Annotated in this window: 29 protein-coding genes; 21 read left to right on the top strand and 8 right to left on the bottom strand. The window is 63.7% G+C overall.

Features of this window, described 5'->3' with window-relative positions:
- Positions 1 to 220: 220 nt before the first annotated feature.
- Positions 221 to 1237, bottom strand: coding sequence for an ACR3 family arsenite efflux transporter (gene arsB, locus BCL93_RS05050; protein ID WP_112054027.1), 1017 nt, complete (start codon positions 1235 to 1237; stop codon positions 221 to 223).
- A gap of 222 nt (positions 1238 to 1459) precedes the next feature.
- Between arsB and BCL93_RS05045 the strand changes: the two genes are divergently transcribed.
- From BCL93_RS05045 to BCL93_RS05025, 5 genes are all read left to right on the top strand, one after another.
- Positions 1460 to 1870 (top strand): arsenate reductase ArsC, encoded by a 411-nt coding sequence (locus BCL93_RS05045; protein ID WP_112054026.1) that lies wholly within the window; start codon positions 1460 to 1462, stop codon positions 1868 to 1870.
- A gap of 27 nt (positions 1871 to 1897) precedes the next feature.
- On the top strand, positions 1898 to 2251 hold the full coding sequence (locus tag BCL93_RS05040; RefSeq protein WP_112054025.1) for a metalloregulator ArsR/SmtB family transcription factor: 354 nt from the start codon (positions 1898 to 1900) through the stop codon (positions 2249 to 2251).
- Positions 2252 to 2311: 60 nt separating this feature from the next.
- Positions 2312 to 3340 (top strand): ArsJ-associated glyceraldehyde-3-phosphate dehydrogenase, encoded by a 1029-nt coding sequence (locus BCL93_RS05035; protein ID WP_112054024.1) that lies wholly within the window; start codon positions 2312 to 2314, stop codon positions 3338 to 3340.
- A 9-nt stretch (positions 3341 to 3349) separates the two neighbouring features.
- A complete protein-coding gene (arsJ, locus tag BCL93_RS05030) occupies positions 3350 to 4645 on the top strand; it encodes an organoarsenical effux MFS transporter ArsJ (protein ID WP_112054023.1) in 1296 nt (431 codons plus the stop codon).
- Between the two features lie 113 nt (positions 4646 to 4758).
- A complete protein-coding gene (locus BCL93_RS05025) occupies positions 4759 to 5085 on the top strand; it encodes a YnfA family protein (protein ID WP_112054022.1) in 327 nt (108 codons plus the stop codon).
- A 39-nt stretch (positions 5086 to 5124) separates the two neighbouring features.
- Here BCL93_RS05025 and BCL93_RS05020 read toward each other — a convergent pair whose 3' ends face one another.
- Complete coding sequence (locus BCL93_RS05020; RefSeq protein WP_258395990.1) at positions 5125 to 5460, bottom strand: AzlD family protein; 336 nt, start codon at positions 5458 to 5460, stop codon at positions 5125 to 5127.
- Positions 5457 to 6185, bottom strand: a complete 729-nt coding sequence (locus tag BCL93_RS05015; protein ID WP_112054021.1) for an AzlC family ABC transporter permease — start codon at positions 6183 to 6185, stop codon at positions 5457 to 5459. Before BCL93_RS05015 ends, BCL93_RS05020 begins: the two co-directional genes overlap by 4 nt.
- A gap of 207 nt (positions 6186 to 6392) precedes the next feature.
- Here BCL93_RS05015 and BCL93_RS05010 point away from each other — a divergent pair, with 207 nt between their 5' ends.
- The 9 genes from BCL93_RS05010 (at position 6393) to sstT (ending at position 14486) form a co-directional block, all read left to right on the top strand.
- Positions 6393 to 7529: a C4-dicarboxylate TRAP transporter substrate-binding protein gene (locus tag BCL93_RS05010; protein WP_112054020.1), complete on the top strand. Its 1137-nt coding sequence runs from the start codon at positions 6393 to 6395 to the stop codon at positions 7527 to 7529.
- Positions 7530 to 7599: 70 nt separating this feature from the next.
- The gene (locus tag BCL93_RS05005; RefSeq protein WP_112054019.1) at positions 7600 to 8232 is read left to right on the top strand and encodes a TetR/AcrR family transcriptional regulator; all 633 of its coding nucleotides are present in this window, start codon (positions 7600 to 7602) and stop codon (positions 8230 to 8232) included.
- Entirely contained in the window at positions 8229 to 8735 is a 507-nt protein-coding gene (locus tag BCL93_RS05000) for a TRAP transporter small permease (RefSeq protein WP_112054018.1), read from the top strand. Before BCL93_RS05005 ends, BCL93_RS05000 begins: the two co-directional genes overlap by 4 nt.
- 10 nt (positions 8736 to 8745) lie before the next feature.
- Positions 8746 to 10053 carry a TRAP transporter large permease gene (locus BCL93_RS04995; protein ID WP_112054017.1) on the top strand — a complete coding sequence of 436 codons (1308 nt, stop codon included), beginning with the start codon at positions 8746 to 8748 and terminating at the stop codon, positions 10051 to 10053.
- A gap of 23 nt (positions 10054 to 10076) precedes the next feature.
- Positions 10077 to 11318, top strand: a complete 1242-nt coding sequence (locus BCL93_RS04990; protein ID WP_258395989.1) for a metal-dependent hydrolase family protein — start codon at positions 10077 to 10079, stop codon at positions 11316 to 11318.
- Between the two features lie 243 nt (positions 11319 to 11561).
- The gene (locus tag BCL93_RS04985) at positions 11562 to 11765 is read left to right on the top strand and encodes a cold-shock protein (protein WP_092527654.1); all 204 of its coding nucleotides are present in this window, start codon (positions 11562 to 11564) and stop codon (positions 11763 to 11765) included.
- Positions 11766 to 12010: 245 nt separating this feature from the next.
- Complete coding sequence (locus BCL93_RS04980; RefSeq protein WP_112054016.1) at positions 12011 to 12601, top strand: gamma-glutamylcyclotransferase; 591 nt, start codon at positions 12011 to 12013, stop codon at positions 12599 to 12601.
- Between the two features lie 57 nt (positions 12602 to 12658).
- On the top strand, positions 12659 to 13066 hold the full coding sequence (locus BCL93_RS04975; RefSeq protein WP_112054015.1) for a gamma-glutamylcyclotransferase family protein: 408 nt from the start codon (positions 12659 to 12661) through the stop codon (positions 13064 to 13066).
- 190 nt (positions 13067 to 13256) lie between these two features.
- Positions 13257 to 14486, top strand: coding sequence for a serine/threonine transporter SstT (sstT, locus tag BCL93_RS04970; RefSeq protein WP_112054014.1), 1230 nt, complete (start codon positions 13257 to 13259; stop codon positions 14484 to 14486).
- 92 nt (positions 14487 to 14578) lie between these two features.
- Here sstT and BCL93_RS04965 read toward each other — a convergent pair whose 3' ends face one another.
- The gene (locus BCL93_RS04965; protein ID WP_112054013.1) at positions 14579 to 15799 is read right to left on the bottom strand and encodes a pyridoxal phosphate-dependent aminotransferase; all 1221 of its coding nucleotides are present in this window, start codon (positions 15797 to 15799) and stop codon (positions 14579 to 14581) included.
- 10 nt (positions 15800 to 15809) lie between these two features.
- Positions 15810 to 16487: a TetR family transcriptional regulator C-terminal domain-containing protein gene (locus BCL93_RS04960; protein ID WP_258395988.1), complete on the bottom strand. Its 678-nt coding sequence runs from the start codon at positions 16485 to 16487 to the stop codon at positions 15810 to 15812.
- Positions 16488 to 16852: 365 nt separating this feature from the next.
- Between BCL93_RS04960 and BCL93_RS04955 the strand changes: the two genes are divergently transcribed.
- The 4 genes from BCL93_RS04955 to BCL93_RS04940 all read left to right on the top strand — a co-directional run bounded on the left by BCL93_RS04955 (position 16853) and on the right by BCL93_RS04940 (position 20227).
- Positions 16853 to 17623, top strand: a complete 771-nt coding sequence (locus tag BCL93_RS04955; protein ID WP_112054011.1) for an ABC transporter ATP-binding protein — start codon at positions 16853 to 16855, stop codon at positions 17621 to 17623.
- Positions 17624 to 17791: 168 nt separating this feature from the next.
- Positions 17792 to 18568, top strand: a complete 777-nt coding sequence (locus tag BCL93_RS04950) for a transporter substrate-binding domain-containing protein (RefSeq protein ID WP_112054010.1) — start codon at positions 17792 to 17794, stop codon at positions 18566 to 18568.
- Between the two features lie 99 nt (positions 18569 to 18667).
- Positions 18668 to 19387: an ABC transporter permease gene (locus BCL93_RS04945; RefSeq protein WP_112054009.1), complete on the top strand. Its 720-nt coding sequence runs from the start codon at positions 18668 to 18670 to the stop codon at positions 19385 to 19387.
- A gap of 9 nt (positions 19388 to 19396) precedes the next feature.
- Entirely contained in the window at positions 19397 to 20227 is an 831-nt protein-coding gene (locus BCL93_RS04940; protein WP_112054008.1) for an ABC transporter permease, read from the top strand.
- 157 nt (positions 20228 to 20384) lie between these two features.
- Here BCL93_RS04940 and BCL93_RS04935 read toward each other — a convergent pair whose 3' ends face one another.
- Positions 20385 to 21152 carry a class II aldolase/adducin family protein gene (locus tag BCL93_RS04935; RefSeq protein ID WP_112054007.1) on the bottom strand — a complete coding sequence of 256 codons (768 nt, stop codon included), beginning with the start codon at positions 21150 to 21152 and terminating at the stop codon, positions 20385 to 20387.
- A gap of 77 nt (positions 21153 to 21229) precedes the next feature.
- Positions 21230 to 22186 (bottom strand): NAD(P)-dependent oxidoreductase, encoded by a 957-nt coding sequence (locus BCL93_RS04930; protein WP_112054006.1) that lies wholly within the window; start codon positions 22184 to 22186, stop codon positions 21230 to 21232.
- Positions 22187 to 22984: 798 nt separating this feature from the next.
- On the opposite strand from BCL93_RS04930, the gene BCL93_RS04925 reads away from it, so the two are divergent.
- Both BCL93_RS04925 and BCL93_RS17340 read left to right on the top strand, forming a co-directional pair.
- Positions 22985 to 24637 carry a sodium:solute symporter family protein gene (locus BCL93_RS04925; RefSeq protein ID WP_425339117.1) on the top strand — a complete coding sequence of 551 codons (1653 nt, stop codon included), beginning with the start codon at positions 22985 to 22987 and terminating at the stop codon, positions 24635 to 24637.
- Positions 24638 to 24714: 77 nt separating this feature from the next.
- Positions 24715 to 24843 carry a putative transporter small subunit gene (locus BCL93_RS17340; RefSeq protein WP_220086238.1) on the top strand — a complete coding sequence of 43 codons (129 nt, stop codon included), beginning with the start codon at positions 24715 to 24717 and terminating at the stop codon, positions 24841 to 24843.
- Between the two features lie 128 nt (positions 24844 to 24971).
- Here the strand turns inward: BCL93_RS17340 and BCL93_RS04920 are convergent, their stop codons facing one another.
- A complete protein-coding gene (locus tag BCL93_RS04920) occupies positions 24972 to 25553 on the bottom strand; it encodes a helix-turn-helix domain-containing protein (protein ID WP_112054004.1) in 582 nt (193 codons plus the stop codon).
- 60 nt (positions 25554 to 25613) lie between these two features.
- Here BCL93_RS04920 and rhtA point away from each other — a divergent pair, with 60 nt between their 5' ends.
- The gene (gene rhtA / locus BCL93_RS04915) at positions 25614 to 26492 is read left to right on the top strand and encodes a threonine/homoserine exporter RhtA (RefSeq protein WP_112054003.1); all 879 of its coding nucleotides are present in this window, start codon (positions 25614 to 25616) and stop codon (positions 26490 to 26492) included.
- Positions 26493 to 26561 lie beyond the last annotated feature (69 nt).

Genomic DNA, 26561 nt, shown 5'->3' with positions numbered 1-26561 from the left:
TCAGTGGTCGCGCTGATTGACGCGCCGCGACAGCAGGAAGGCTCACGCAGCGAGCCATGCAGCAGCAGGATGCGCGGCTTTTGTGTGCCAGGGGCGGCGTCGAAGACGCTTGCCGTCGTGGGCGCCGCAAATAGGGCGTCATGGACGTTGGGCAAATCGTGCATAGCCATGCCTCGGTGTGATAGTGGCGTTGACATTGAGAGTCGTCGGCGTAAAGCCGTCAGATGAACCAGTGGCGGGTGCGATTGGCGAACCAGACCAGCGACAACATCACCGGCACCTCGACCAGCACACCAACCACGGTGGCCAGGGCCGCCCCGGAATGCAGGCCGAACAGCGAGACCGCCACGGCCACAGCCAGTTCGAAGAAGTTTGAGGTACCGATCATGCAGGCCGGAGCGGCGATGGCGTGGGGCAAGCGCAGCCAGTGAGCCGCGGCATAGGCGAAGGCGAAGATGCCATAGGTCTGGATCAACAACGGCACGGCGATCAACCCGATCACCATAGGGCGGGCGAGCAGCGTCTCGGCCTGGAAGCCGAACAGCAGGATCACCGTGCCCACCAGCCCCAGCACCACACCGGGCTTGAGGCGCCGCACGAAGGCCACGAGGCGCGGCTCGCCTCCCTGCGCCAGCAGCAAGCGCCGTGTCAGCACACCGACCAGCAACGGCAACACGATGTACATCAGAACCGACAGCAGCAGCGTCGGCCAAGGCACAGTGATGTCAGTCATGCCGAGCAACAGCGCGGCGAGGGGGGCGTAGGCGAAGATCATGATCAGGTCGTTCACCGACACCTGCACCAGGGTGTAGTTGGGATCGCCCTCAGTGAGCTGACTCCAGATGAAGACCATCGCCGTGCAGGGGGCGACCCCCAGCAGGATCATCCCGGCGATGTATTCATTGGCCGAGGCAGGGTCGACGAAGGGGGCGAACAGGTGGTGGAAGAACAGCACCCCCAGGCCGGCCATGGTGAAGGGCTTGATCAGCCAGTTGACACCCAGGGTCAGCAGCAGGCCCCGCGGGCGCTGGCGGAGGTCGCGAATCGCCGCCATGTCGACCTGAATCATCATCGGGTAGATCATGATCCAGATCAGCACCGCCACGACCAGGTTGACATGCGCCCACTCCAGCGCGGCCAGCGCCCGGAAGGCTTCCGGGGCGAGGTTGCCGAGTCCCACCCCGGCCAGGATGCCCAACGCGACCCAGAGGGAAAGATAGCGTTCGAAGACTCCCATGCGTGCATCACTCCCGATGTCGGTTCAGAAGAAGAGGCGGTCACAATAGAGGACCGGCTCCCCGGCAAGACATATGCTAGCACGTATATATGGAAATATGTATATTTACCCGGTAGCGGCATGGCATCGCACCGACGCCTTTCCACCCCCAGTCATCGAATCGTCATCCCGGGTTGGTATATATGGTATTTCATATATATTGAGCCCTCGAGGTAAGCCAGCATGACCAAGCCACGCGTCCTGTTCCTGTGCAACGCCAACTCCGCCCGCTCCATCATGGCCGAGGCCCTGCTCCGCCACATGGCGGGGGATCGCTTCGACGCCTTCAGTGCTGGCGTCGAGCCCGACCAGCCGCATCAGGCCGCCCTGGCGGCGCTCAACGCTCAGGGCATCGACACCTCAGGCCTGGCCAGCCAATCCCTAGAGGCCTACGCTGGTCAGCATTTCGACAGCGCCATCATCCTCTGCGAGAAGGCGCAACAACGCTGCCGCGACTGGAACGGCGAGGCCGACGAGATCCTGTTCTGGGATATCCTCGACCCGCGGCTCAACCCCCGGGCCAACGCCTATCCACAAACTCTTCAAGAGATCCGTCGCCGCCTGGAACTGTGGCTCCACGTTCAGGCGCGCTGACGGAAACGACACCCTACCGGGAACGCCATGACCTCACTGACCTCCCTCTCACTGTTCAAGTGCCTCGGCGACGAGACGCGGCTCGCCCTGATGCTGCTGATCCACACCGAAGGCGAGCTGTGCGTCTGCGAGATGACCCATGCCCTGGAGGCCTCACAGCCAAAGGTCTCGCGCCACTTGGCGCAGTTACGCGACTGCGGACTGGTCAAGGATCGACGCCAGGGGCAGTGGGTTTACTACCGGCTGATGCCCGAGCTGCCGGCCTGGGCCCTCGAGGTGCTGGACGCCGCGGCCCGCGGCGCCGCGACAGGGCTCGAGGCGCCGCTCGCACGCCTGGCCGCCATGGGCAACCGCCCAGTGCGCCAGGCGAGTTGTTGCTGAGCGCCCTCGGCCTCAGCTCATCCTTCTTCCCCCTCGGACGATCTTTACCAGGAGCCCTCCATGACCCTTCGCATCGGCATCAACGGCCTCGGCCGCATCGGTCGCCTGGCGTTGCGCCGCCTCTGGGCCGAGCGCGACGCCCAGGCCCTCGAGCTCGTCGCCGTCAACGATCCGGGCGGCGATGCGGCCACCTTCGCCCACTTGCTCGAATTCGACTCGGTGCACGGCCGCTGGTCGCCGGGGGCCGGCCTTCAAGCAGAAGACGATGCCATCATCATCGACGGCGTGCGCCTGCCCTTCTCCCGCCATACCACCATCGACGACAGCGACTGGTCCGGCTGTGACGTGGTGATCGAGGCCTCCGGGGTGATGAAGACCCGCGACCAGCTCGACGCCTACCTCGCCCAAGGCGTGGGCCGGGTGGTGGTCACCGCCCCGGTCAAGGAAGACGGCGTGCTCAATGTGGTGATGGGCGTCAACGATCAGGCCTTCGAGCCGGCCAAGCACCGGATCGTCACCGCAGCGAGCTGCACTACCAATTGCCTGGCGCCGGTGGTCAAGGTGATCCACGAGACCTTCGGCATCCGCCACGGTTCGATGACCACGGTGCACGACATCACCAACACTCAGGTGATCCTCGATACCCCGAGTTCGCCAACGAAACCCGACCTGCGCCGTTCCCGGGCCTCGAGCATGAGCCTGATTCCCACCACCACCGGATCGGCCAAGGCGATCACCGCGATCTTTCCCGAGCTTACGGGCAAGCTCAACGGCCACGCCGTGCGCGTGCCGCTGGCCAACGCCTCGCTCACCGACATGGTCTTCGAGCTCGAGCGCGAGACCAGCAGCGAGGAGGTCAACGCCGCCCTGAAAGCCGCCGCCGAGGGCGAACTCGCCGACATACTGGGCTATGAGGAGCGCCCGCTGGTCTCCATCGACTACCGCACCGATCCGCGCAGCGCGATCGTCGATGCGCCCTCGACGCTGGTGATCAATAACACCCAGCTGAAGCTCTACGCCTGGTACGACAACGAATGGGGCTACGCCAACCGCACCGTCGAGCTGGCCCTTAAAGTCGGCCGAGCCTGAGGAGGCACCATGACGCTTGCCGCACGCCTGCGCGCCTTGCCGTTCGAGGTACGCCAGTACCTGCTGGTCACCGGCAACTACTGGGCGTTCACCCTGACCGATGGCGCCCTGCGCATGCTGGTGGTGCTGCACTTCCACCGGCTGGGCTATTCGCCGCTGGAGGTCGCGCTGCTGTTCTTGTTCTACGAGGCCTTCGGCGTGGTCACCAATCTGGTCGGCGGCTGGTTGGGGGCGCGCCTGGGGCTCAACCGCACCATGAACCTGGGGCTTGGCCTGCAGCTTCTGGCACTCGGCATGCTGCTGGTGCCCAGCACGGTGCTCAGCGTGGCCTGGGTGATGGCCGCCCAGGCGCTCTCGGGGATCGCCAAGGATCTCAATAAGATGAGCGCCAAGAGCGCGGTCAAGGTGCTGCTGCCCAAGGACGGCGCCGGCACGGTTGCGGCCGGCACGGACGTGAACACTCAGGGCACGCTGTATCGCTGGGTGGCGCTGCTCACCGGCTCCAAGAACGCCCTGAAGGGCGCCGGCTTCTTCCTCGGCGGCCTGCTGCTGACGCTGGTCGGCTTTCGCGGCGCGATCCTCGCGCTGTGGGTCCTGCTGGTAGGGGTGCTGGCGCTATCGCTGTGGCGGCTGCGGGCAGACCTCGGGCGCCAGAAGTCCAAACCCAGATTCCGCGAGGTGTTATCGACCTCACGGGCGGTCAACGTGCTCGCGGCGGCGCGACTGATGCTGTTCGCTTCAAGGGATGTCTGGTTCGTGGTCGCCCTGCCGGTGTTTCTGTATGACGTTTACGGCTGGACCTTCTGGAGCGTGGGGACCCTGATGGCCGTGTGGGTCATCGGCTACGGCGGTGTGCAGACCCAGGCGCCGCGCCTGACTCGCATTTTCCACGGAAGCCCGGCGGCCATCACCGCCAGCTGGGCGCTGGCGCTGGCCGCGCTGCCCGCCATACTCGCGCTCCTGCCGCTCGGCGCCGGCTCAGATACCGGCTCGAGCCCCAGCCTGGGCGCCGGCTGGCTGATCGCGGGGCTGTTGGCCTTCGGCGCGGTATTCGCCGTCAACTCGAGCTGGCACAGCTACCTGATCGTGCGCTATGCCCGCGCCGAGGGCGTATCGATGGATGTCGGCTTCTACTACATGGCCAACGCCATGGGACGCCTGATCGGCACCCTGCTGTCGGGCTGGCTCTACCAAGTTCAAGGCCTGGCCGCCTGTCTGTGGGTCTCGGCGGGACTCGTACTGGCAAGCGCCCTGCTGGCCCTGGCGCTGCCCCGAGAGAGCACGTCCAACGTCTGCCAGCAATGATAGGCTGGCGGCTTTATCTCGCGTGCTCGTCAGACACGCTCGCTTGATCTCGTGATCTCGCGAATCCGGCGCGTTTGCCCCATGATCACCCCAACCATCGCAGGAGCCCTTGCATGCCCACCCCGCTGCTCTATGTGGCCGCGGCCCTGGCCGAGATCGCCGGCTGCTTCGCCTTCTGGTCCTGGTGGCGCCTCGACAAGCCGCTCGGCTGGCTGCTGCCGGGTATGGCCAGCCTGGCGCTGTTCGCCTGGCTGTTAAGCCTCACCGATGCCGACTACGCCGGGCGGGCCTATGCCGCCTATGGCGGGGTCTATATCGCCACCTCGCTCGTCTGGTTGTGGCTGGTCGAACAGCGCGCCCCGGATCGCTGGGATCTGATCGGCGCGACCCTTTGCCTCGTCGGCGCGGGGATCATCCTGCTGGGGCCGCGCAGCGCCTGAGCCAGCATGCGGACTGGCGGGACCACCCGGCACCGTTCATCACCCCGTCCCCGTGGCTATCACATAGCGCCACAGGGCGGCGCTGACCATTCCCATAGCGATCGCCATCAGCGGGCTTCGCAGCCAGATCGCCACCGCGCCTGCGGCCAGCGCCGCTATCCGGGTGCCGCCATCACCGTCGACGATCATCGGAGTGATCACGGCAATCAGCACCGAGGTTGCCATGGCATCGACGAAGCGCCGCACCTTGGGGCCGATGGGTAGCCGCGACATGATCAAGAGCCCACCGATGCGCGACACCAGCGCAATCCCGATCATCATGATGATCGCCACCAGCGAGGCCGCACCGCTCGCGCTTGCAAAGGGACCCATCATGATGCCGCCCGGCGAGCCGAAGCGGCAGGGCAGACCACAGCAACGCCGCCGCCCACCAGGGCCCCCACCACCACGTGAAGGTAGGGCGGTAACCAGTAATAGGCGAGCAAGGCACTCAGGGCCGCCGCTCCCCAAGGCAGCAGCATGTCACGCCGCGGAACGCCACCGACGACGATCACCAGCAAGAAACACAGCATGATCACGTCGAGCCCATAACGCTCCGGCTCGGCCAAACGACCGCCAAACATCAACCCGATACCGCTGCCCACCACCCAGGCCACCCACAGGGCGATACCGCCACCCAACAGCAGGCCCACGTTACGCTCGCCGCGCTGATATTCACCCAGCGCCATGGCCCAACTGGAGTCCGTCAAGAAAAATACCGCCGCAAACTGCTGGCGTTTGGGCAGGCTGTGCAGCCAAGGGTGCAGGGCCGCGCTCATCAACAGATGGCGGGTATGGATGGCCATGGTCGTCAGCGCCAGCGCCAGCAGGGGGAGCGGGAAGGCCCATAGCTCGAGCACGGCAAATTGCGAGGGGCCCGAGAACATCAGCGCGCTCATCAACATGGCCTCCCAGCCATGCAGCCCCTTCTGAGCGGCCGCCACGCCGAACGCCAGCCCGAAGGCAACGGTAAAGGCGGCGAGGGGCAGCATCTTGCGCACCCCACGCCAGGTGCCCGGTCGATCCAGTTTGGCCGCCGCTGACTCGACCGATGATTCCATGCTCGCCCCTCCTGAGGGTGATGAAAACGCCTTCAGGCGCTAGCTCTAGCCTAGCCGTTAACGACTTTAATAAAAACAAACAGGCCTGCTTGTTTTTTTCATGAGTGCGAACTAGGCTCAATTTCAAGGCGCCACTCTGCGCCTTGCCCAGGTGACTGGTATCACAATAGCAACAATCTGCCGACCGTCACGGCACTGGAGAGAATCATGCATTCCAAGTCCACCCGACTTGCCTTGGGAGTGGCCGCCCTTGCCCTTCCTGCCTTCGCGACCTCAGCCATGGCCGCCACGTCATTCATCGCCAATTCCTTTTACGACCAGCAGCACCCGCACTCACGGTACGGCTATATCGAATGGGCCGAGACCGTCAAAGAACTGTCCGGAGGCGAGCTTCAGCCGGAAGTCTTCACCGGTACCGTGCTGCTGGCGCCGCGCGCCAACCTGCAGGGGATCCGCGACAATGTGGTGCAGGTAGCCCACCACGCCGCTGTATACACGCCCTCCGAACTGCCGGTCGCCAATGCCGTCCAGGAGCTGGGCTTCAACTTCGACGACCCGCTGATCGGCATTCTCGCCGTGACCGATTTCAGCACCCATAACGCGGTCCAGCTCAAGGAATGGGAAGACGTCGGCATCGTCTATCTCGGCGCGTACAACACCCCGCCCTATGTGCTGTTCTGCCGCGAACCTGTGCGTAATCTCGAGGAACTGCGCGGCAAGCGGATCCGCACCGCCGGCTCCACGGTCTCGGCATGGGTCGAGCAGGCAGGCGGCATACCGGTCAATGTGCCCTCCAGCGAAATGTACAGCGGCCTGGACCGCGGCTCGCTGGACTGCGCCTCCAACGCCGCCAATGACCTGATCGACCGCTCGCTGTGGGAAGTCGCCGAATACACCACCCTGTTGCCGACCGGCATGTACTGGTCAGGCCCGCAGTGGGGCTTCAACCCATCGTTCTGGGCCGACCTCAGCGATGATCAGCGCGATGTCTTCAAGCAGGCCACCGCCAAGGCGATGACCCGCATGATCGTTCAGTACCTGGACACCGCAGATGCGGCTCTCGAAGAAGCGATCGCCAAGGGCAACAACGTCTATGAGCCGGAAGAGGACTTGATGGCTTCCGTCGAGGCGTTTCGTGAGAAGGCACTGACGGACGTCTACGATACGGCACGTGACAAATACGGCATCGAAGACCCCCATGCCCTGATCGATGACTTCCTGGCCACCCATGCCAAGTGGGTCAAACTGCTTGCCGACGTAGACCGTCATGACGAAGACGCCCTGGCAGAACTGGCCATGCGCGAGATCTACGACACCCTGCCCGACGACTATGGCATTTACTGATACCGCCAACTCCCAGGGCCGCTCTCGGCGGCCCCTTTGGCGACCCTTAGCCAACCGAGGAGGCACAGCGATGAGCCAACGCCAGACCCAGGAAGAACGCTCGCGCCACACTCAAGCGAAGATCATGCAAGGCACGCTGGAGTGCATTCTTGAGAAGGGTATCCGCGCCACTTCGACGGTCGACGTGGCACGTCAAGCCGGCGTTTCAAGGGGCGCACTGATGCACCACTACCCCTCCAAGGAAGCGCTGATGCAGGCCGCCCTCGAAGATCTGCTTAACCAGGAGGTCGTGAGCGTCAAAGAAATGGCTGACGGCATCAAGGCGGGCACGCTGGACTTCGACACGCTGATCGACACCCTGCACGACCACTTCAAGGGCAACCTGTACATGGTCACATTGGAGTACCTCACGGCAGCCCGAACCGACGCCTCGATCAAGGAGGTCCTCGAGCCCCTGGCCGCCCGCTTCAATGCCTCGCTCGAGGCCATCTGGGAACAGCTCCTGATCAGCACCCGGCATAGCTCCCACGAGAAACGCGTCGCCCTGAACGCCACCCTGTGCATGATGCGCGGCATGGGCGCCCAGAGCATCTGGCGCGACGACCCGGCGCTATATCGCGACATGCTGACGTTCTGGAAACAGACCCTGATCGACCAGGGCTTCAGCGAACGCGTCGCTTCGAAGCGGAGGAACCACATATGACGACCGAGGGCACCCGACTCGAGATCTTCAGCACCTGGCTGAGCAAGGCCACGCTGGTGGCATCGACCCTGTTTCTGGCCTTGATGGCGCTACATGTCACCCTGGATGTCACTCTGCGTTTCCTGATAGGCACCTCCTTTACCGGCACGCTGGAAGTGGTGTCCTTCTATTACATGATCGGCGTGGTCTTCCTGCCCCTGGCCTACGTGGAACTGCAGCGCGAGCATATCAGCGTCGATGTGCTGGTCGGCCGGTTTCCCGCTGGCATGCAGCTTGTCATCTACCTGTTTGCCGGCCTACTGGGGCTCGCCTATTTCGGCCTGCTTGGCTACCAAAGCCTGCTGGATGCTATGCGCGCCACCGGCAGACTGGAAACCGCAATGGCCAACTTCACCTTCTACCTGTGGCCTAGCCGCTGGGCGTTACCGCTCGGTTTCGCCGCCATGTGTCTGGCAACGCTTGCCAACATGATCAAGGCCATCCGCCTGCGTCACGCCCTCTAGGAGCATCAGCATGACCAATCTCGAGATCGGCGTGGCAGGCATTGCCATCGCCCTGACCCTGATCGCCTTACGCGTGCCTATCGGCGTGACGCTGGGCCTGGTATCGATCGTCGGCATCAGTCAGATCACCAACTTCTCGATCGCCTGGGGCATGATTTCCGCGACCCCCTTCGACTTTGCCGGTACCTGGGAACTGACCGCTGCCCCCATGTTCCTGTTCATGGGCTACCTGTGCACCACCACCAACATGACGCAGGGCCTGTTTCAAGCCATGCGCCTGTACATGGCTCGCCTACCAGGCGGGCTGGCGGTTTCCAGCGTCATGGCCTCGGGATTCTTTGCCGCGGCCTCGGGCTCGAGCGTGGCCACCTCGGCGGCCATGTCGCGCATCGCCGTGCCGGAAATGCTCAAGCACAACTATGACCGGGGCCTGGCAACCGGCACCGTGGCGGCCTCTGGCACCCTGGGATCGTTGATTCCGCCCAGCGTGCTGCTGGTGCTGTACGGCGTTTACGCACAGGTGTCGGTGGGCCAGCTGTTCATGGCCGGCTTCCTGCCTGGCATCGTCTCGGCGCTGCTCTATATCGCGATGATCATGGTGCGCACGCACCTCAAGCCCAGCCTCGCCGGCCATGCCAACGTGCAATCGAGCTGGCAGGAGAAGTGGGATGCGTTCAAGGAAATCTGGCCACTGCCGCTGCTGATCGGCGCCGTACTCGGCGGCATCTTCAGCGGCATTTTCTCGCCTACCGAGGCAGGTGCCGTCGGCACCTCCATCGCCGCCCTGATCGCCCTGTCGCGGCGCACCCTGACGATAGATGCGCTCAGGCAGGCGCTGATTCAAACCGCGGTCAGCACCGCCAGCATCTTCATCATCCTGATCGGCTCGCTGTTCTTCACCCGCTTTCTGGCCCTGAGCGGCGTGCCAACGGCGTTCGCGGAAATGATCCTCAGTGTCAGCACCGAGAGCTGGTGGATCATCCTCGCCGTTGCCCTGATCTATCTGGTGCTGGGCATGTTCATCGACTCCATCGGGCTACTGCTGCTGACCCTGCCGTTGATCCTGCCGCTGGTCGAAGGTGCCGACCTGAACCTGGTGTGGTTCGGCATCATCGTCGTCAAGCTGCTCGAGGTCGGCCTGGTCACGCCCCCCATCGGTCTCAACGTCTACGTCATCAAAGGGGCGCTGGGCAAAAGCGTCACCCTTCAAGAAGTCTTTCGCGGTGTCAGTTGGTTCATCGCCATGGACATCATCGCCCTGCTGCTGATCGTGATGATTCCGGCACTCTCGCTCTATCTCCCACAAAAAATGTTCTGACCCGTCAGTTCGAGGAAAAAACAATGACGACTACTCACATCTCCCGTACCCGCTTTATCAATGCCAACGTCATCGATACCCGCCACGGCCAAGTGCTGTCTGAGCAGCAGGTGCGCATTCAGGATGGCCGCATCGTCGCGATCGGTTCCGGCCCACTCGATGGCGAAGACGATCAGGTCATCGACCTTGAAGGCCGCTATCTGATGCCCGGCCTGGTCGACTCCCATGTTCACGTCACCGCCATCACCCCGAATTTCGCGCTGCTCGAGACGCTGTCTCCCTTCTATGTAGGCGCCAAGTCCAGCGAGCTGCTGGAAGCCATGCTGATGCGCGGCTTTACCAGCGTGCGTGATGCCGGGGGTGCCGACCATGGCCTGGCAAGCGCCGTCGAGGAAGACAGCCTGATCGGCCCGCGCCTTTTGTATGCCGGCCGGGCACTGTCACAGACCGGCGGCCACGGCGACATGCGCGGCCCCGGCCAACAGACCTTCGAGGGCTGCTTCTGCTGCTCGGGGCTGGGGCGTGTCTGCGATGGCGTCAGCGAGGTCCGCCGCGCCGCTCGCGACGAGATTCGCAAGGGGGCCACCCAGCTCAAGATCATGGCCTCGGGCGGGGTGTCTTCCCCCACCGATCGTATCGACAGCACTCAGTTCTCGCTGGAAGAGATCGATGCCATCGTCGAGGAAGCCACCGCTGCCAACATCCACACTATGGCCCATGCCTATACCGCCCGCGCCATCAACCGGTTGATTCCCCGCGGTGTGAAGACGATCGAGCACGGCAACCTGATGGACGAAGAAAGCTGCCGGCTGTTTCTCGAGCACGATGCCTACCTGACGCCGACCCTTGCCACCTACGATGCCCTGGCCAAGGAAGGCGTCGAGGCCGGCATGGCGCCGCACCTTCAGCAGAAGGTCTATGACGTGCTGGATGCCGGCGCCAAGGCACTGGAAATGGCCCAGCGCCACGGTGTGAAGATGCTCTACGGCTCTGACCTGCTGGGCCGCATGCAGTGCCACCAGCTCAACGAGTTCCTGTTGCGCAAGGAGGTGGTGCCGGCGGATGACCTGATCCGCGCCGCGACCTGCAACGCCGCCGACGCCTACGGCGATCGCGGGGACTTCGGCGAAGTGATTCCAGGCGCCCGTGGCGATCTGATCGTCCTTCGTGACAATCCGCTGGATGATATCTCAGTGCTGACACAGCCTGAGCAGCAGTTACTGATGATCATGAAGGGCGGCAAGATCTACAAAAATACGCTCTAAGCCACGCCCTGGCTGGACGCGTGCCGGTTGCAGCACGCGTCCTCAGGCTATCATCGTAAATTAATGTTGACCCGGCGGCCCCAACGTGGAAAGATGCATCTCAGTTGGTTAGCAAGTTGAATATAGTCAGTTGTAATCGAAGTCCTTCGGTAGCCCTGGTGTATATCTCCTTTGTTTTACCCACTATTTCTCGGGGTATCACCCGGCAACTGTAAGAGCGCTTTGCGCGTAAGGATATTGAAAATGGCAACTGGCACAGTTAAGTGGTTCAACGACACTAAAGGTTTCGGCTTCATTTCTCCGGCAGACGGTGGCGACGACCTGTTCGCACACTTCTCCGAGATCCAGGCAGAAGGCTTCAAGTCTCTGCAGGACGGCCAGGAAGTTTCCTTTGACGTCACCCAGGGCAAGAAAGGCCTGCAGGCGTCAAACATCAAGGCAATCTAAACTCCGGCCAACCGTCGAGTTTAGAACGCCTCTCGAACCGTAAGGTTTGAGATTCAAGGCCCGCTTCGGCGGGCCTTGTTGCGTTTGTGTGGTAGAGATTTTCCTCCGTATGGCGGAGCGCTGCGCTCGAGGGTCCAGCACGTCAAGACACCCCCAGCGTTGAGCCAACCGATGACCTTGCGTTAAACCACCCTCCAGGCGAATGGTAGAATCGACACCTCTGCGTGACGCTACTCAGGACGCCCATGACGATCGACACCACCCGCATCAATCAGCAGATGACCCATTTCGACGGTCACCAGGAAATCTGGCTGTTCGGCTATGGCTCACTGATCTGGAAAGCCGACTTTCCCTACCTGGAACGTCGCCCGGCACATATCCGCGGCTGGGTGCGTCGCTTCTGGCAAGGCTCCCACGACCATCGGGGCACGCCCGAGGCTCCTGGGCGCGTGGCTACCCTAGTCCGCGATCCAGACGCCATCTGCCACGGCATGGCCTATCGCATCACCCCGGAAACCCTCGGCCCTCTCGATGTGCGCGAGAAAAACGGCTACTTGCGCGTGGTCACCGAACTGCACTTCGATGATGCCCCTGACGACAGCCGAATGAGCGAATCAGCGGAAGGCCTGGTGTATCTCGCCACTGAAGACAACGCCGCCTTTCTCGGCGATGCGCCCCATGACGCCATCGCCCGCCAGATTGCCCAGGCCCAAGGCGCGAGCGGCCCCAACCGCGACTACCTGCTCAACCTGGCGGCGGCGCTCGAGCGTCTCGGCCATCACGACGAGCATGTGGTCTCGCTGGCGAGCCACCTCGATGGGAAACTATCTAGCTGAGAGGCCACACCGTCTTTCAGACATTGCTTCCAAACACTCGTGAACTGCAGGTGAGCCATGCACTCCCCCGCCATCGCCATCCAACGCACGCCGCTGGTCGCCGTCTACGGCACGCTGAAGCGCGGCCTGCGCAACCACCACTGGCTGAACGGTGCCGAGTTCGTCGGTGAAGACACCCTCACCACGGCGACCCTCTACGATCTGGGCCCCTACCCTGGCGCCAGGCTCGAGCCCTCGCGCGGGGTCTGCATCGAGGTGTTTCGGGTCGATAGCCGCTGCCTGACAGACCTCGACCGGCTGGAAGACTACCGCGTCCAAGCGCCGACAACCGGCACCTACGACCGCGCCGTACACGACACCGCCTTCGGGCCGGCCTGGCTCTATCTCTACAACCTCGACGTTGCCGGCTATCCCGCGATCCGTGAAGGCGGCTGGTCACCGAGCGATATATCGTCAAGCACCTAGGCAAGCATGACGGCGACGAAGACGTTGCTCTCTAGCGGGACACCGGGATGATCGCCGACGCGGCGGCGACGGGAATGGTAGAATACCGCGCCCGTTTGGCCCGGCGCGGCTGGCAGGTGGATTCAATCGCGCCGCGCACTCCTGGCTTCTGCGTGCAACCCACGATCCCGAAACCCCCAAGAGACGCGTCATGATCGCAACCCTTAACACCCTCTTCCGCCCCCTGCAGCGGATAGGGCTGATCGCTCAAATTGCCATCGGCATCGTCTGCGGCATCCTGCTGGCTACCACCTCACCCGACCTCGCCCAATCGGCGTCACTGCTGGGGCAGGTTTTCATCTCTGCCCTCAAGGCCGTGGCACCGATCCTGGTCTTCGTGTTGGTCACCGCGGCCATCGCCAGCCATCAGCGTGGCCAGCAGACCCATATCCGCGGGGTGCTGGTGCTTTATCTGATCGGCACGCTGGCGGCCGCGCTGGTCGCCGTGGTGGCGAGTTTCGCTTTCCCGACCACCCTGGCCCTGGACGCCCCCCAGGCCAGCGGCAACCCGCCCGGTGGCGTCGATGAAATCCTCAAGAACCTAGTGTTGAGCGCCGTCGACAACCCGGTCAGCGCGCTGATGGATGCCAACTTCATCGCCATCCTGGTCTGGGCGGCCGGTCTTGGCCTGACCCTGCGCCAGGCAAGCGACACCACCCGCGCCCTGCTCGCAGACCTTGCCGATGCGGTATCGCAGATCATTCGCTGGGTGATCCGCCTGGCGCCGCTGGGCATCTTCGGCCTGGTGGCCGGCACGCTTGCCACCGCGGGCCTCGGCGCACTGCTCGACTACGGCCAGCTACTGCTGGTGATCGTCGGCTGCATGCTGTTCGTGGCGCTGGTGACCAACCCGCTGATCGTGTTTCTGAAGACCCGCCGCAATCCCTATCCGCTGGTCTTCGCCTGCCTGCGCGGCAGCGCCATCACGGCCTTCTTCACCCGCAGCTCGGCGGCCAACATCCCGGTCAACCTGGAGCTGTGCAAGCGCCTTAAGCTGCACGCTGACACCTACTCGATCTCGATCCCGCTGGGCGCCACCATCAACATGTCCGGCGCGGCGATCACCATCACCGTGATCACGCTGGCCGCCGCACACACCCTGGGCATCAGCGTCGACTTCGCCACCGCCCTGCTGCTGTGCATCGTGTCGGCGCTGGCCGCCTGCGGCGTCTCCGGCGTAGCCGGCGGCTCGCTGCTGATCATCCCCATGGCCGCCAACCTGTTCGGCATTTCCACCGATGTGGCCATGCAGGTAGTGGCAATTGGCTTTGTGATCAGCGTGGTGCAGGATTCCACCGAAACGGCGCTGAACTCCTCCACCGACGTGCTGTTCACCGCCGCCGCCTGCCAGGCCGGTGACACGGCTACCGAGCGCGACTGAGCCACCCGCCCCGCTTCCAGCGTCCGTTCTGGAACGAAAAACCCCGCCATGGCAGACGCCATGGCGGGGTAGAAAGGCCAATCCGACAGTGATCAGGCCGGGCTGCCGGCCTCGGTCTGGTGGGTCTCAGCTTCCGAGCTGTTATCTTCCAAGCTCTGGCAAAGCGCCGCCATTCTGTCGACCGCTTGCATCAGCACCTCGTCCGGTACCGTCAGCGCCACCCGAATCAGGGTCGTGGCGCTATCGCCAAAGGAGGAACCCGGCATCACCGCCACCCCTTGTTCTTCGAGCAGGCGCCAGGCGAAGGCCTCGCCGTCCAGACCGGTCTTGGAGACATCGATCATCAGGAACATGCCGCCCTGGGGCAGGCTCGACGACAGCGCAGGTACCTGGCCGACGGCCTCGTGCAGCAGCTTGGCGCGGCGACCCAGGGCTTCACAGAGGCGATCGGCGGTGTCGAAATGCTGGCGCAGGGCCGCCTCGGTCATGTCGGCGATGAACGGCTGGTTGCCGAACAGCATGGTTTCCGAGATCGGCAGCAGCCGGCGCGAAAACTCCACCGGGCCGATCGACCAGCCACTGCGGAAACCGGTGGCCGCATGGCTCTTGGAGATCGAGGACACCACCACGGTACGCTCGCGAAGCGCCTCGATTTCCAGCGGCGAGACGAAGTCGCCGTCAAAGATCAGCGCCTCGTACACCTCATCGCAGAGGATCCACAGATCGTGCTCGATGCACAGCTTGCCCAACTGCTCCAGCGTCTCGCGATCCAGCACCGCGCCTGTCGGGTTATGCGGCGTATTGAGCATCAGCACCCGGCTTTCCGGGGTGATGGCGGCGGCCAGATCGTCGGGCTGCATGATGAAGTCGTGCTCCATGCGCAGCGGCACCGGCTGCAGGTGTGCCCCTGCCGCACGAATCACCCCTTCATAGGTGGCGTAGTACGGATCGCCGCTCAGCACGCCATCGCCTTCACCGGCCAGTGCCAGGATCACCGCGAACAGCGCGGTCTGGGTGCCGGGGAAGCACAGCACGTTCTCTTCGCCGATGCCGGGGAAGCGCGGCGCATAGCTCTCGATCAGCGCATCCACCAGACCCGGCTCGCCACGCCCGTTGGAATAGCGCGTGCGCCCGGCCCGAAGGGCATCGATGCAGTGCTCGACCAGGGCCGGGTCGGTGGTGATATCCGGCTCGCCGATGCTCAGTTCGATGAGTTCTTCGCCCTTGGCCTGGCGCGCTCTGGCGGCGTTGTGTACCGCCCATTTGTCGCCACCGAGGTCATACAGGCGATCGGTAATCGATGCGTAGCGCATGAGACGTTTCCTATCGTGTTGCGTGTTGAGAAGACATTGAGGGGGCGGCAATATGCTGCATCAGGGTATTGGTCGGCAGTGCGAGGATGCCCTCCGCCGCACTCAGCGCAATCCTTGGTAGCAGCGCCGTGTCATAAAGGCCGTGCCCGAGCCCCCCTTCCAGCCACAGGCCATCGATCAGCGCGTTCAGGGCAATGGCGTAGTGCTGGCAGGTGACAGGGTCCGCGGGACGTTTGAGCGCCAGCAGCAGCGGGTGAATCAGCGTTTCCAGCAGGATCAGGAATTCGCGATAGCTCTCACGGTGGATGTCGGCATAGCCAGGATCGGTGCGCACGCGGCCGATGAACGTGGCCCAGAGCGCCACCTTGCGTGGCGACAGGTTGGGCGCCGTCACGTTGGCGACGATGAAGCGCGCCAGGCGTTGCTCGGGCTCCTCGCCGGCCTTCTCTGCCGATTCCTCGGCTTCGCCGGTCAGTTGCCCGATCAGGTAGCCGTAGGCGGCACTCACCATCGCGTCTTTGGAACCGAAGTAATGACGAATTAACCCCGCCGTCACGCCGGCACGCTCGGCCACCCGCCGGGCACTGGCACCGCTCATGCCGTGCTCGGCGACACAGTCCAGAGTGGCTTCGAGCAAGCTGCGTCGCCGCGCATCCATGGACCAACGCTGAAATGATTTCCTGCTCATAGTCCCCATCGTTTCCGGTAAGAAGCATCCCTCTCGGCGCTTCGCTGCATATAGGCCGCCTCAGCGATTCGGCTTCATAAAGCTCAATTCACAAAGACCGCTTCATAAAGACCGCTCCGAGTGGGCGCCCCTACATGAGTCAAGCCGCTGAAAAACCTGGTGGTTTTGACACCAGATCTGCCCTTGAAACTGCCGACCATAAAGCGTCTGGCTAGCCTTTCGTTTAATATTGAGGCTTTGAATCTCGCTGTACTTGGCTTACAGTTATACTGTCGTATAACAAGGAACTAATTGCAAGCGCCTGCTAGATGACGACGTTTCCCCCTCCAGGAGGCAGATGGGCGCCCCCAGAGATGAGAGAATCAATGGCAAACGAACCTGCAATAGAGATACGCGACCTGCGCAAGCGATTCGGCCCCCTAGAGGTCCTGAAGGGCATTTCCCTGACCGCCGGCCAGGGCGATATCGTCGCCATCATTGGCGGCTCGGGCTCGGGTAAATCGACGCTGCTCAGATGCATCAACCTGCTGGAACGCCCGACATCGGGCGAGGTGGCAATTCAAGGCGAAACCTATCGCATGCGAGCCTCTCGCCATGGCGACATGGAAATCGCCGACCGCCGTCAGGTCCAGCGCATCCGCGCCCACCTCGGCATGGTCTTTCAGAACTTCAACCTCTGGCCGCACCGCACGGTGCTGGAAAACGTCATCGAGGTGCCCATCCACGTACTGGGCATGAAGCGCGACGAGGCCATTCACCGCGCCGAGAAGCTGCTCGACCGAGTCGGGCTTGGCAGCAAGCAGTCGATGTATCCGGGCTTCATGTCCGGCGGGCAGCAGCAACGCGCCGCCATTGCCCGGGTGCTGGCGGTCGATCCGCTGGCCATGTTGTTCGATGAACCCACCTCGGCGCTCGACCCGGAGCTGGTCGGCGAGGTGCTATCCGTGATCCGCGATCTGGCCGCCGAGCAGCGCACCATGATGCTGGTGACCCACGAGATGGCCTTCGCACGAGACGTGGCAAGCCACGTGGTGTTCCTCCGAGAAGGCGTCATCGAAGAGCAGGGCCCTCCCGATCAGATCTTTGGCGATCCCCGATCGCCGCACTTGAAACAGTTCATCAGTTCGGTGGCCTGACCGCCTGCGTTTCTTTATCAACACAGCTTTATCAACACGGCTTCATCAATACGGTTTTATTAACGATAGCTTTATCAACGACGCCGTCATCAACGACACGCGTAAACACCCTAAACGGCAGGTGTAACCCGTCTGCCAAGAACGCCTAAAACAAGAGAGGTAATCCCCATGTTCAAGACACTCACCGCGACCGCCGGCCTGATTGGCCTGAGCCTTTTCGCTGCACCGGTTCTGGCCGACACCTACAAGATCGGCCTGTCCGCCGAGCCCTACCCCCCCTTCTACTCGCCGGATGCCGCCGGTGACTGGTCGGGCTGGGAAATCGACTTCATCGATGAGCTCTGTGGCCGCCTGGACGCAGAATGCGAGCTGAAGCCGGTCGCGTGGGAAGGCATCATCCCGGCCCTCAAAACCGGCAAGATCGACATGATCATCGGCTCGATGTCGATCACCCCGGAGCGCGCCGAGCAGATCGCCTTCTCCAACAAGTATTACGCCAGCCCCACAGGCATCGTGGCACTCAAATCAAGCGACGTGCAGCCCACTGCCGAGGGCGTTGAAGGCGCTTATCTGGGCATTCAGTCGGGCACCAACCAGGAACAGTACGCGCGTAAGCATTTCGCCGACACGGCCAATCTGAAGGTCTATCAGACCCTCAATGAAGAGCTTCAGGACCTGGTCGCCGGCCGCCTGGACGGGGTGGTCGCCGACACCCTGGCCGTTCAGACCTTCATCCATTCCGAGACCGGCCAGTCGTGCTGTGAATACCGCGGTGCCGTGGCAAGCGATGCTGAGCTGATGAGCGAGGGCATCGGGGTGGGCCTGCGCCAGGGCGATACCGAGCTCAAGGAGCGCGTCAATGCGGCCATCGACGCGATGCGTGCCGATGGTACCTATGAGGACATCACCGAGCCCTACTTCGACTTCGACATCTACGGCAGCTAATGCCCGCCTGCGAAGGCCGCCCCTGGGGCGGCCTTCGTCTTTCCGCCTTTACTTGGACATCCGTTGGACATCCGCCACTCACAAGGATAATCGCCACCCATGACGACCGTCTTCGACTTAAGCCTGCTGGCCTTTGAGCCCCCCGGCTGGGGCAAGGTGCTGCTGGTCGGGTTCCTGCGCTCGATCGAGCTGGCGGCAGGCGGCTATCTGCTGGGCATCCTGATCGGCATCTTCGGCGCCACCGGCAAGCTCTACGGCAACAAGGTCGTCCGCGACCTGCTGGAAATCTACACCATGGTGATCCGCTCGGTGCCCGAACTGGTACTGATGCTGCTGTTCTACTACGTCGGCACCGACCTTCTGAGCCGGGCCTCGACCGCCATGGGCTTCGGCAGCGTCAACATCGACGGCCTGACCGCCGGCATCCTGGTCATCGGCCTGGTGCAGGGCGGTTATGCGACCGAGGTCATTCGCGGCGCCATTCTGGCCATTCCCCGCGGCCAGATAGAAGCGGCTCACGCCTTCGGCATGCCGCCCGGCAAGGTACTGCGCCGGGTCACGCTGCCGGCCATGACGCCGCATGCCCTGCCCGGCATGGCCAACCTGTGGATGATCGCCACCAAGGATACGGCGCTGCTGGCCGTGATCGGTTTCAGTGAGCTGACCCTGGTTACCCGCCAGGCCGCCGGTGCCACCCAGTCCTACATCATGTTCTTCCTGGCCGCGGGCGTGCTGTACCTGGCGCTGACGCTGGTGTCGAACCTCGCCCTGCGCCGCTTCGAGCGCTACGCACGGCGTGGTCTTGTCTCCGCACGCTGACTTCAAGGAATGCCTGTGTCTGAATCCCACTCTCTCGCGTCGCTCACCCGACCCTCGCGAACGAGCACACTAACCAAGCTGTCGGGCCTGATCGAGCCCCATCGCATCATCCTGCTGGCTCTGTTCATAGTAGGCCTAGTGGCCGCGATTCAGCTGATGGACTGGAGCTGGCTGCCCCGCTACCTGCCCAAGCTCTGGGAAGGCCTGCAGATGACCCTGATCATGCTGTTTTCAAGCGTGGTCGTGGGTTTCCTGTTCGCCCTGCCCCTAGGGCTTGCGCAGGTCAGCGGTGCCTGGCCGCTGCGCTGGCTGGCCACCGGTTTCTGCACTGTGATTCGCGGCACCCCGCTGCTCCTGCAGCTGTGGCTGTTCTACTTCGGCCTGGGCGCGCTGTTCGGCCAGTTCCCGGAGATCCGTGACTCCTGGGCCTGGGACTACCTGCGCCAGGCCTGGCCCTATGGCTTCATCGCCCTGACCGTATCGTTCGCCGCCTACCAGGGCGAGATCATGCGCGGCGCCTTTGCCGGCGTGCCCCACGGCGAGCTGGAAGCCGCCGAGGCCTTCGGCATGTCACGGCTCAAGGTCTTCACCCGGGTCTGGTTTCCGCGTGCTCTGCACCGCGCCCTGCCGACGCTGACTGGCGAGATCATCCTGCAGCTGAAGTCCACACCGCTGGTCGCTACCATCACGGTGATGGATCTCTATGCGGTGATTACTCAGGTGCGCCAGACCACCTACCTGACCTACGAACCGCTGCTGTTCCTGGTCGCCGTCTATCTGTGCCTGAGCGGCATCCTGATCGTCGGCCTGCGCTGGCTCGAGAACCGCGTGCCGCACTGACGGCCGCCTGCCCGGCCTTGCCCACAAGGCCGGGGTTCACTGGCAGCAAGAGACGATGCACCACAAAAAAGGGGGCGGCCCACTGGCCGCCCCCTTTTTTTTTCGTACTGCCAGGCGCGTCCTGCTGGCGTCTCGCCGTGCGCCCGGTCTATGCCGCTCAGTCCCTGTAGCTCGGGTCCAGCGCCTCGAGGGTGCGCAGGTGCGCCGCCCATTCGAGCTCGAGATCGCCATCCTCATGGATGGTCTGATCGTACTGGCGAGCCACATGGCGGGCCGTGTCTTCCGATACCAGCCGCAGCGGCTGCCCGGTGGACTGCGCCGCCACCTGAAGCTCGCAGGCGCGCTCGAGATAGAACATGTTATTGAACATCTCGGCGGCCGAAGCGCCGGTGGTCAACAGGCCATGGTTGCGCAGCACCAGCGCCGGGTTAGTCCCCAGGCTTGCCACGATGCGCTCACGCTCGGCCAGGTCCAAGGCAATGCCTTCGTAGTCGTGGTACGACACCCGCTCGTGGAACTGCAACGCGATCTGGTTGAGCCGCGTCTCGAGGCCGTCTTCCAGCGACGATACCGCCACCCCGGCCCGCGTGTGGGTATGCATCACCCAGGCCGCGTCATGGCTGGCGCCATGGATCGCGGAATGGATGGTGAAGCCGGCCGGGTTCACTGCCTCCGGGCTGTCATCGACCTTGCGGCCGTCGACGTCGATCTTCACCAGCGAGGAGGCGGTGATCTCTTCCCAGCGCCAACCGTAGGGGTTGATCAGGAAGTGACCTTTCTCACCCGGCACCCGCGCGGTGATATGGGTATAGATCAGGTCCGTCATGCGGTAGTGGGCGGCCAGGCGATAGCAGGCCGCCAGCGCGATGCGGGCCTCTCGTTCGGTGTTGCTGATCGTGGTGCGCTTGGGCTGATCGAGACTCATCGGACGCTCCTTAGCGAAAATTCCTTAGCGAGAGCTCTTTACCAGAGCTCTTTTATAGCCAAAGGAAAGGGGTGGCTTCAGTAACCGCGAGCGCGGTCGACGCCCATGGCCAGCGGCTGACCATCGCGCAGGGCACGGGCGGTGTCGACCACCTGACCCGCGACCACCTCCGGCAGGGAGTCACTGGCGATATGCGGTGTGATGCGCAGGCGCTCATTCTGCCAGAAGGGATGATCGGCAGGCAGCGGCTCATCCCGAAAGACATCCAGGCTCGCCCCCGCCAGTTGGCCCGCCTCGAGGGCCTCGACCAGGTCGTCCTCGACCAGATGCTCACCGCGGCCGATCTGCACCAGCCAGGCGCCCTTGGCGAGCTTCGCGAACAGGGCCTTGCCGAGTACGTTCTCGGTAGATGCCGTCAGCGGCAGCACATTGATCAGATAATCGGCGCCATTTGATGCCTCCATCACTGCGCTGTCGCCGGTCAGGTAGGTCACCCCCTTGACCGGAGCTTGTGGCTGGCTGCGGCAGGCCACGCGCACGGAAAAGCCCAGCGCGGCCATCGCCTCGACCACGGCGCGCCCCATGGTGCCATGCCCCAGCACCGCCACCTTGGCGGAGGCCGGCGCGCGCATCGGCAGCGGCTCCCAGTGGGCCTTGGCGGCATTGCGCTCAAGCGTCGCGAACTCGCGCTCGCGGTTGAGCACCTCGTGCGCGGCAAAGCCTGCCATCAGGTCGGCCTGATGCGGGTCGCGTACCCGGGCGATCTGCACCTCATCACCAAGGCCAGGGTGCGCCAACAGGGCATCGACACCGGCGCCGATCGACATGGCAAGCGTCAGGTTGGGGTAGGCCGCGAAGGCCTGCTCGTTGGGCAACCAGCAGATCGCAAAGCGCACGTCTTCAGGGTTGTCGATTTCGTGCGGATGACGCAGAACGACGTCATCGGCAGCGCTGCGCAGAGCGTCACCATAGACGGCATCCAGGTCGAGTGAATCACTCAGATAGACGCCCAGGATCGGGTTCGCGTTGGTCATGCAGCTTCCTTCGATTCACATTCGAGATGAGCAGTGACTGCCAAGCAGCCTCTTGTTACCCAAATGTATAATAAATTGGACTGCGGTGCCATGGGGCGACCCGACAATCACTGCCTGCGCAACGGATGGAAGCTAGCCACGAACCCGGCAGTCAACCTGGTTCAACGAGACCAGCAGTCAACCTTGCCCAGCGTGGCTAAACACGTTCGCAGACACTCCCGACCATTCACTTCATGCTGGGAGTCGATTGGACTTGGTCGGCACAAATCATTAAGGTAGCGCCCTTCTTCGGGCATCAGCGTCAGCACGACGGCCCGAATGGGCAACGCGCCCTGTCGTATCAAGCTTGCAAAAACGCACATATATCTCGCTTCAACGGTGACGCGATCGGCCTCTGCTGCTGCCAGACACTGGCGTCAGCCACCGGCCTACACAGTCAGCGAACAAGAGGGAATCCATGTCGACCCCCGCATTTTCTCAAGGGCACTGCATGCCACGTCGCCCGCCACCGTCCTGCCTGCCGGGAAGCGCCTGATCGGCGACTCCTGATCGGCTCCGTCTGGGCCGATATCCCGGGGCCTCCTGCGCCTGCGTCATCTCGCTGACGCCGCATGGCCGCCGCCCCTTCGCGATCCTGAAACGATCCAACGACGCAGCCTCTGCGGGCCGCCGTTCGTCTCTGTTTTGCGCAGCAGACGAGACGACCGGCCGATGAGTGCCTACGTTCCCATCAACCGAGGAATGCCCTTGAACAGCCTGTCTCTTCACCAGTTCTCGACCAGCACCGTACTGCTGCTGATGTTCGCCTTCTATGGCGGCACCTATCTCCTCACGCTCGGCATCCGCAAGAAAAAAGAAGACGCCGACGCCTTCATGGTCTCCAACCACCGGGTCGGCTTCGGCATCGGCGCGGCCAGCATGACCGCCACCTGGATCTGGGCCGCCTCCTTCTACGCCGCGGCTACCTCCGGCTACACCTATGGCGTCTCGGGGCCCATCCACTACGGCCTGTGGGGCGCGCTGATGATCCTGTTCATCTACCCGTTCGGGCGGCGCTTTCGCAAGCTGGCTCCCAACGCCCACACCCTCGGCGAGCTGATCCACGCCCGCCATGGCTCCTCGAGCCAGCTGATCCTAGCCTTCTCCAACGTGCTTGGCAGCATCATCAGCCTGATGGTGAACTTCACCGCTGCCGGCGCCCTGGTCTCGGTGCTCTCGCCGCTTTCCTTCCAGGCCGGGGTGATCATCGCCGGTATCGGCGTGCTGTTGTATACCCTGTGGTCCGGCTTCCGCGCCTCGGTGCTGACCGACTTCGCCCAGTTGGTGGCGCTGATGGCCATCGCGGTGGTGATCATTCCCGCCGTGTTCTTTGCCATGGGCGGGCCCAGCGAGCTGGTGGCCGGTCTGGATAACCTGACGGCTGAGCAGGCCAACTTCTTCTCCGTCGATGCGATTCTCAATCAGGGCGCGCCGTTCTTCGTCGCCGTGCTGGCCTACGCCATCGGCAACCAGACCATTTCCCAGCGCCTGTTCGCGGTCAACGAAGAGCACATCAAGCCGACCTTCATCACCGCTACCGTGGGCTACGGCGCCATCGTCATCGGCCTTGGCATGATCGGTCTGATGGCCCTGACGCTTGGCATCCAGCCGCTCGACGGCGACATGAACAACCTGATTCCGCAGATGGTCTCCGGCTACCTGCCGCCGGTGTTCATCGCGCTGTTCTTCGTGCTGGTGATCGGCTCGCTGTCGTCCACCGCCGACTCCGACCTCTCGGCGCTGTCCGCCATCATGATGGCCGACGTCTACGGCAAGAACATCGCCCGCGGCAAGGCCGACCCCAAGCGCATGCTGCTGGTCGGCCGCCTGACCATGATCATCGCCACTGCGGTTGGCATCGTCTTCGCCAGCTTCTCGCTCGATATCCTGGTGATGCTGGTCTTCGTCGGCGCGCTCTGGGGAGCGATCGTCTTCCCGGTGATCGCCAGCTGCTTCTGGAACCGGGTGACTAACGCCGCCTTCACCACCTCGGTGCTGGTGGCCATGGTTACCTTCTGCATCGCGCGCTTCGAGCTGCTGCCCATGAGCGGGCTGACCGCCCTGGCCTTCGAGGGCCTGGCCAGCATCGGTGGTGGCATCATCATTGCTTTGATGGTGTTTGGCTTCCTGGGCCGCGCCGCCGGGCTGATCGCCGGGGTGCTGGCCATGCTGGCCATGCTGGTGTTCGCGACCGACTTCCTGCGTGACTACACCGTGCTGCTGGCCTCGCTTACCGCCTACGGCACCAGCACCCTGGTGTGTGTGGTCATGAGCCTGATGAGCAGCCAGCGCTTCGACTTCGACACCATCGCCCAGCGCGTGGGCGATTATGACGACGCAATGAGCTCAACCGGTGCCGGCAGCGATACCGGAAAGACCGCCGGGGATCGCCTGGCGAACGCGTCGCGCTGATTCGGCCAGCTGATCATCCGCTTATCCCATCATCAGGGGCGCCGGAGCGCCGGCGCCCCGCCAACAGGAGTCTTCCCATGACCGCACTGTTTGCCTTCTATGTGCTGATCTGGCCCGCCCTGACCCTCGGCGTGCTGGTACTGATCTGTCGCGCCGTGCTGCGCGACCGTCGCGACGCTCGCCGGGAATCCCGCGAGCTGGTGTGACGCCTACCGCGAGATGCCTGCCGGCGTGATGCAAGGTAGCGTCACGCTCACGAGCCGCCGCGCCCTGCGGTGGCTCGTGCAACACCTTGCGAATCCACGTCACGAACTCACTGCTTTGCGCTGCGAACTCAGTGCAGCACGTTGCGAATGAAGCGCAGCGTGGCCTCATCCTCGTTGCAGTAGGCGTAGGGCTGATCGCTCGGGAAGACGTGGAACTCCCCCTCCGCGAGGGTGCGCGTCTCGTCGCCGATCCGCAGCGTCAGGGTGCCCTCGACCACCACGATCATCTCATGCCAGCCATCCGAGTCAGGCTCGGAGGCATAGCATTCGCCCGGCGCCAGCTGCCAGCGCCACAGCTCGACTTCCCGCGTCGCCTTGCTGGCCAGTAGCCGGCCATAGCTTTCCGGCGAGCGCCCAGCCCAGGCGACCTCATCGATATAGGCGGAATCCTCGGTTTCCGGCGGCTGCACCAGCACGTGGAAGATCACCCCCAACGCCTCGGCCAGCCGATCGAGCGTGGTCAGGCTGACGTTGACGTCGCCGCGCTCGACGCTCACCAGCATCCGCCGGCTGACCCCCGCCGCCTCGGCCAGCGCCTGCTGGCTGAGGCCGGCGGCCTGGCGCAGGCGGCGCACATTGGCCGCCACGTGCACCAGCACGTCAGGGCGCGAGGTTTCTTCGCCCGACCCATTGTGCAATATACTGCTCATCGCTACACTTCCCGGCACTGAGACCTGATTTACTGAAACTCAATAGAAGGGGAGCGTAGCATGAGTGCATCTATGCAGGCCCGGCTGTGGCCGGTGGCGATCCTGATCGTGGCGATGACCTCGATCCAGAGCGGCGCCTCGCTTGCCACCTCGCTGTTTCCGGCCATCGGCCCGACCGGCACCACCGCCATGCGTCTGTTGATCGCTTCCCTCATTCTACTGGCCGTGCTGCGCCCCTGGCGGCGCCGGATCCATGCCCGCGGCTGGCGCACCATCGCGATCTACGGCGCCGCACTGGGGCTGATGAACCTGCTCTTCTATCAGGCGCTGGATCGCATTCCGCTGGGTATCGCCGTGGCGCTGGAGTTCACCGGCCCGCTGGCGGTCGCGCTGCTCAACTCTCGGCGCTGGCTCGACCTGTGCTGGGTAGCGATGGCGATCAGCGGCCTGATCCTGTTGCTGCTGCTCGGCGGCGAGAGCGGCTGGGACGTGGACCCGGTGGGCGCCGCCTATGCGCTGGGCGCCGGGGTCTGCTGGGCGCTGTATATCCTCTTCGGGCAGAAGGCCGGCACCGATCACGGCACCCAGACCGCCGCGCTCGGCATCACCATCGCCGCGCTGATCTTCTTCCCGATCGGGCTCGTCGAGGTCGGCACCGCGATGTTCGACCCGGCGCTCCTGCCGCTGGCACTGGGCGTGGCGGTGCTCTCCACCGCCCTGCCCTACACCCTTGAGATGATCGCCATGCCGAAGCTGCCGACCCACACCTTCGGCACCTTGATGAGCCTGGAACCCGCCGTCGCCGCGCTCTCTGGCCTCGTCTTCCTCAGCCAGGCGCTGAGCCTGACCCAGTGGCTCGCGATCGGCCTGGTCATCGCCGCCTCGATTGGCACCACCCTGACCGGCCAGAAGCCTGTTCCCGCCGTGGCGGCCGGCTGACAGCCTGAACGACTCAGCCACGCCCGCTTGGGCTTGACAGCGCCTCGTTCCTTTTATAGAACGTTCTTT

Source organism: Onishia taeanensis (genome assembly GCF_003268885.1).
GTDB classification, from domain to species: Bacteria; Pseudomonadota; Gammaproteobacteria; order Pseudomonadales; family Halomonadaceae; genus Onishia; species Onishia taeanensis_A.
This window is presented reverse-complemented; position numbering and strand designations above follow the sequence as displayed.